This is a genomic window from Thermococcus sp. (assembly GCF_015523185.1).
Classification (GTDB): Archaea; Methanobacteriota_B; Thermococci; order Thermococcales; family Thermococcaceae; genus Thermococcus.
In genome coordinates this window covers 1-5,864 of record NZ_WAKV01000032.1, presented here as the reverse complement: position 1 = coordinate 5,864, position 5,864 = coordinate 1, and the positions used below count along the sequence as shown (strand labels likewise).

The window sequence follows — 5,864 nt, the reverse complement described above, 5'->3', positions numbered from 1 at the left end:
TTGTCAACGACGAGAAAGACCTCCTGAACGGAACCGTCGCTCTTGGCGACGAGCTTTAAGCCGGTTTGAGTTTCCCGCGTTACCTTAATCTCGAAGCCCCTCGAATCGCTCGCGTAAATCCTTCCCGGGATTACCTTTTTAACCCCGGGAAGCTGGGCTATCTCCTCAAGCGGTTTTTCAAGTCCCTTAAGGAAGTGATGTTCCCTCTTGACGCCTTTTCGAAAGTGCCTGGGCATGAAGAAAAGTTGGAGGGAGAGTTTAAAAGTTAAGCCCTCTTCCTAACTTTAACGGCGACGCCCTTTTTGGCTTTAACCATTTCTTCACCGCTCAGAACGGCCTTTCCAACGCCGACGACCTTCTCATCCCTCACTACACCAACTATGTCGTCCGGCCTAATTCTTTCATCGGCCTCGTTGACACCGACAGCAAAGACGTCACCGCGAAGGTCAAAGTCAATCTTCACCCAGTAGGCTTTGAGGGCGTCGTATATCCTCTGCATGCCGAAGGGCGTAACGCTTATGAGTCCATCCTTGAAGGTTCCAGTCTGCTGATTCTCCACAAAGAGGCGTAGCATCTTAGAACCCTTAACATGACCATTGCCGGGAAGAACTGCTTCTCCTGCTCCCTCACCAAAGTAGAAGTCAAAAACCTTCCTAATGTTTTCAAAGTAGCGATAGGTTCTGTCCTCCTTGGTGCCTCCAAGCTCGAACTCCTTGAGAGTTTCGGTGAGCGATTTTAGGCTCTCCTTGCTCGTTGTGCCGTTCCTCACATCCGTGAAGGTTATCTCCCTTCCGCTTAACTCGCCTGCAAGCTTCGCTATCTCAATGTAGGCCTCGTCAAGGTGCGCTATTATCGGAACGTCCTTCGGATACTTCTCGAGGGTTTTTGCCAGAAGTTCCGCCGCAGGCTTTATTTCCTCCTCGCTCCAGTGGCCAGTAACTACTATGTCGTACTTAGCTAACCACTCCCACTCGCGCGGAACAACTCCGAAGGGGGATGTGAGGATTAACTCGTGGACTCTGCTTATCCCTGAGCCGATGGCCTCCTTTACCGCCCTCCGATAGAGAGTGTGGGAGCGGGAGAAGGAGTAGGGCTTCTTGGCTGAGCATGGAAGGAGGAGAAGCAACTCGGTGTTCTTCGGTGGAGTAAAGCGCTCGATAACGCGCTCGTGCCATCTCTTAACCTCGGGCCTTCTTATCGAGGCGTCGCTTATGAAGTAGAGGGTCTCCCTCTGAATTGGCGTGTACTTCTCGAGGTAATTGGAATGCTCAATGTCAGCTATGCGAAGTATTCCGGCGTGGTATTGAGTGTAGAACAGATTTTCAACAAGGTAGCGGAGCTTTCCTTCTTCGAGAGCCTTCCTAACGAGTAAAATTGTTTCCCTTGCGAAGTCCAGTGAGTTCGGCTCTTTGCCCCAGAGGAAGGGGCTGTACTGGGTGAAGCCCTTGCCCTCAAAGTCGTAGAGCTTCAGCGAGCGCGTATCAAAGGCATCAACGCCGAGGTAAACGGCCAGAGGGTAGAAGAAGGGCTCCAAATCGGCTATTATCATGACGTTGGGAAACCTCTCGCGGAGCTCGCGGAGGATTCTCACGAAATAGCGGTACTCCTTGATTAGAATCTTCGAGTTACCGAGGTAAACGGTCTCGAAGTTATGCCTTTCAATTATCTTAAAGAACTCCCCCAGGTACTCGGTTTTTTTCAAAGCCGGCAGGTAGAAGGCGTTGAAGCCCTCGTAGTCAACGCTCCAGAGCCTTCCGATGGCCTTCTCAATGACCTCACTTGGGGTGTAAAAGCCGAGCGGTATAGCAGGAGCCAAATTGAAGTCGTAGTCGCCCGGTTTCTCAGGGTGGAAGAAGGAGTTGAAGGGCGAAAGCGTGAAGTCTATCCCCGCCAAAGCGGGGGTTCTGAAGGAGTAATCTCCCAGGCGAACTAACCCAAGTCTTCCGGGACCTTCGTGTTTGAGCACTTCCATGGGCATCACACGAGGTTGTAGCGCTGGAGGAGTAGTAGCTCATCGAGGGTGAGCTTCTCCCCCCTCTTGAACTTCTCAAGGGCCTCAACGGCTCTCTCGAAGCTCGCATCCTTCTTGGCGCGCATCTTGGCAACGAGGCGGTAAGCTATCAGCTCCTTGTGCTTCTCGTCGTACTCCCTAATCTTTCTCTCGATTTCCCTAAGCTCTCTCCTCACTTCCCTAACCTTTTCGCGGAGCTCGACGACCTTCTGGTGGTACTCGTCGGCCTCCTTCTTGACCTCATCTGCTTTGTTGAAGGCCTGAATCATCTGCTCGTGGTACTGCTGGCTCTGGTTCGCTAACTTCTGTATCTCAAGGCTTATCGCCTTCCTGGCCTTCTTGAGCTGGTCAACCTTCTTCCTCGTCTCCACGAGCTTCTTGTGGAACCTGTCCGCCTGCTGGATTATCTCAAGTTCTGTCGCTAAAACCTGTATCTGGTCAACTATCTGCTTCTCCCTCTCGGGGGTGATGTTTGGATTTGTCTGGAGCTCCCATTCGAGCTTCTCAATCCTCTCCTGTATCTTCTCGGGAGACATTTTGAGCCTTCTGAGCTGGTTGTATTCGTCCCTCTTGGTCCTGTACTCGAGTATCTCCTGATAGAGGAGGTCGAGCTTCGCATTTATCTCCTCGCGGTTCTTCTTGAGCTCCTTTATCTTCTGGTTGATTTCATCGCGCTTGGCCTTGTACTCCCTCCCCTTCTGACGGAGCTGTTTAACTTCCTTGTTTTTCTCGTCCCTCTTTTGAATCCAGATTTGGAGCTCCTTTTCGAGCTCATCAAGTTTGGCCCTAACCTCGTTTCTCTCCTTCTCAAGGGCCTCCAATTCTCTCTTGATTCTCTTAATTTCCTCTGGGTCTACTTTAACCGTTGGCATCTCTCTAACCCCTCTCCCATTTTTAGAACAGCTCTGTTTACTCCAAACATCTGGACTGAAAAAGGAGAAAGCAAATAAAAACTTTTTGGCCAAAATCAAAAGGAAGTAAAATTGAAAACAAATCACTTCGAGTTTTCAGCCTTCTGGGGATAAGGCATGAACTCCACTGTTCCCCTCTGTCTCATTGGCTGTTTGTAGAGCTCCATGAGGGCGTAAACTTCCCCGGGAACATCTGTACTCACGTGAAGTCCGAGCTCCTTAGCGTGCTCGTAGGTAATCGGGTAGTCGTGTGTCCACCTACCCTCGGTGAGTATCTGGGCAAGCTCCCTTGCCTTCTCCTCCCCATAGCGGTCTTTGAGAAGGCTGTAAACGAAGTCCCTCACCTGCTTGATGGCCTTTTCGGCGACATCAGCAAGGATTAGCGTCTGGTCGTCCACTTTTTCAACACCCTTCTTCTCCACTGCCCTCACTATGCTCGGTCCCGGGTACTGTCCCAGCTGTGGGTCAACCGGGCCGAGAACGGCATGTGGGTCCATTATTATCTTGTCCGCCGCCAGGGCTATAAGCGTTCCACCGCTCATTGCGTAGTGGGGGACGATGACCCTCGTCTCGGCAGGGTGGTCCTTGAGGGCCTTTGCTATCTGAGTGGCGGCAAGTACAAGTCCACCGGGCGTGTGGATTATCAGGTCAATGGGCTTGTCTTTTGGTGCCATTCTGATGGCCCTGAGTATCTCCTCGCTGTCCTCCATGCTTATGAAACGATAGAAGGGAATCCCGAAGAGGCCTATGCTCTCCTGTCTGTGAATCATTGTTATCACCGTTGAGCCCCTCTTCCTTGAGAGTTGCTGGAGAATTCTTGTTCTGGCCATCTGGAGGCTTTTGTACTGCATTTGGGGCCAGAGGAGCAGATAGAGGAAGAACAGCCACCATAGCAGGGAGCCAAAGAACCCGCTCACAGCGCTCGAAGCGTCGGCCATGCCATCACCTAATAAAGAAGAGAGGAAGAGTATTTATAGACTTTGGTTACTTCACGACCTGCGTTCCGGTCTTACCTTCAAGGGCTTCAACGGCTTTGTCCAGTGAAGCTATGATTCCCCTCTCACCACCCCACTCAACGAACCTTATAACCGCCAGAACCTTGGGCCCCATGCTACCCTTCTTGAAGTGTCCCTCGTTGTAGTATTGCTTAAGCTCTTCAACGGTTATCTTTTCGAGCCAGCGCTCGTTTTCCTTTCCATAGTTTATGGCTGCACCGTTTACATCGGTCAGAATCATGAAGATGTCCGCGTTCACTTCTTCGGCAAGCTTTTCACCGGCCAAATCCTTGTCTATGACGGCCTCGACACCTTTGAGCTGACCGTCCTCCTCTATCACAGGAACTCCACCGCCGCCGCTGGCTATAACGATGAAACCCTCCTTAACAAGATTAACTATCACCGGTGCCTCGACGTGGCCCTTAGGGTCTGGACTCGGAACAACGCGCCTCCAGCCCCTCCCCGAGTCTTCCACAACAACCCAGCCCTTCTCCCTCGCGAGTCTCTTTGCCGTTTCCTCATCATAGAAGGGTCCAACAGGCTTGCTCGGGTTCTGAAAGGCTGGGTCGTTCTTATCAACTATCGTCTGGGTAACTATGGTCACAACAGGCCTATCTATTCCCCTTGCGTGGAGCTCGTTGATAAGGGCTTGCTGAATCATGTAGCCAATCTGTCCCTGAGTCATTGCTCCAGCCACGTCCATCGGCTGGGCAGGGATGCCATAAACCTGCTGGCCCGCATCCATCTGAAGGAGTAAGGCTCCCACCTGCGGACCGTTACCGTGAGTTATGACAACCTCATAACCCCTCTCAACTATATCGGCTATCTGCTTAGCAGTCTTTCTCACGTTCTCCATCTGCTCCTCGTAGGTTCCCTTTTGACTGCGCTGGAGGATTGCGTTACCGCCAAGGGCTATGACTACTCTCTTCATGAGCATCACCCCGGGATGGATAAGTCTGAACCTGAGAATAAAAACGTTCGTTAGGTGCCAACGATGTTCATTTGAAAAAGGTTCGGTAGGCGGGAAACTTAATTGGAAAACGTAAAGAAGAGATGCCCAAAAACTTTCCTTCACAAATACCACTCCGAAAAGCTTCCGAGGTTGAGCCGTTCGAGAGTCCTCATGACGCCGAGGGCTATGCCATCAACTTCTATTCCCCCGGGGGGCTTGTAGGCATCACCGACGATGTAGATATCCTGAACCGAAAAGCCTTCAACGGTCTGTCCGCTCGCCACCCTGTTTACCGGGTTCCCGTCAAGATAGGACTGGATTAAGAGTATTTCGCCCTCCTCGTCGAGGTTTGGAAAGATTCTATAGATGTCTTCAATTCCCTTCCTCCGTTCGGCCTTAACGTTCTTTGATTGGAGCGCGTGGTGGAGCATTATTAGAGTGTAGCCGTCTTTGGCCAGCTCGGGAGAAACGCTGGTGGGCTCGTTGTAGCCGTTTATCCTCTCGGTGTCGAGGGTGAAGACAACGGTGTTACCTATCCTCGGCCCTCCTTTCAGGGCGACGTTGTATTTTATACCCTCGCTCGGCCTTAGTGAGTCAACTTTCTTCAGGTATTCGCGGTCAAAGTTGTCCCTGCCAATCAGCTCGACGGTCTCCCTGATGCCGATGTTGGAAATCAGGACGTCGAACGGAAACTCCTCGCCGTCAGCAGTTATGACTTTCTTGGAATCAAGGTCAATTTTAACGGCTTTTTTTCGGGTTAGTATTTTACCCCCGCTCCCCTCTACGATTCGGGCGAGTTCACCGGTGATTGCACTGCAACCGCCCTTAACGAGGCCCGGCCCGCCCCACTTCAGAGCGGCCTTAATTTCTCTCGCCAGCTCCCCTGCGGGAACGTCCAAAACGCTGTCGGCCCAGCCGAGGAAGCTTTTAATGAAGAGGTCAACGAACTCGTTGTCGCCAATCCTCTCCCTTATCCACTCACGCCCGCTCATCTC

General features: G+C 51.8%; 6 protein-coding genes. All 6 read right to left on the bottom strand.

What is annotated here, in order from left to right; translation table 11 throughout:
• Positions 1–236 (bottom strand): DUF2103 domain-containing protein (locus F7B33_RS03850; protein ID WP_297073189.1); only part of this gene is annotated, 236 nt, incomplete at its 3' end.
• A 29-nt stretch (positions 237–265) separates the two neighbouring features.
• On the bottom strand, positions 266–1,972 hold the full coding sequence (arcS, locus tag F7B33_RS03845; RefSeq protein WP_297073191.1) for an archaeosine synthase subunit alpha: 1,707 nt from the start codon (positions 1,970–1,972) through the stop codon (positions 266–268).
• A gap of 5 nt (positions 1,973–1,977) precedes the next feature.
• On the bottom strand, positions 1,978–2,883 hold the full coding sequence (locus tag F7B33_RS03840; protein WP_297063071.1) for a coiled-coil protein: 906 nt from the start codon (positions 2,881–2,883) through the stop codon (positions 1,978–1,980).
• A gap of 122 nt (positions 2,884–3,005) precedes the next feature.
• The gene (locus F7B33_RS03835) at positions 3,006–3,860 is read right to left on the bottom strand and encodes an ATP-dependent Clp protease proteolytic subunit (RefSeq protein ID WP_297063069.1); all 855 of its coding nucleotides are present in this window, start codon (positions 3,858–3,860) and stop codon (positions 3,006–3,008) included.
• A gap of 46 nt (positions 3,861–3,906) precedes the next feature.
• Positions 3,907–4,848 carry a carbamate kinase gene (arcC, locus tag F7B33_RS03830; protein ID WP_297063076.1) on the bottom strand — a complete coding sequence of 314 codons (942 nt, stop codon included), beginning with the start codon at positions 4,846–4,848 and terminating at the stop codon, positions 3,907–3,909.
• 140 nt (positions 4,849–4,988) lie between these two features.
• Positions 4,989–5,864: oxidoreductase (locus F7B33_RS03825; protein WP_297073187.1), on the bottom strand; the 876-nt coding region annotated here is incomplete at its 5' end.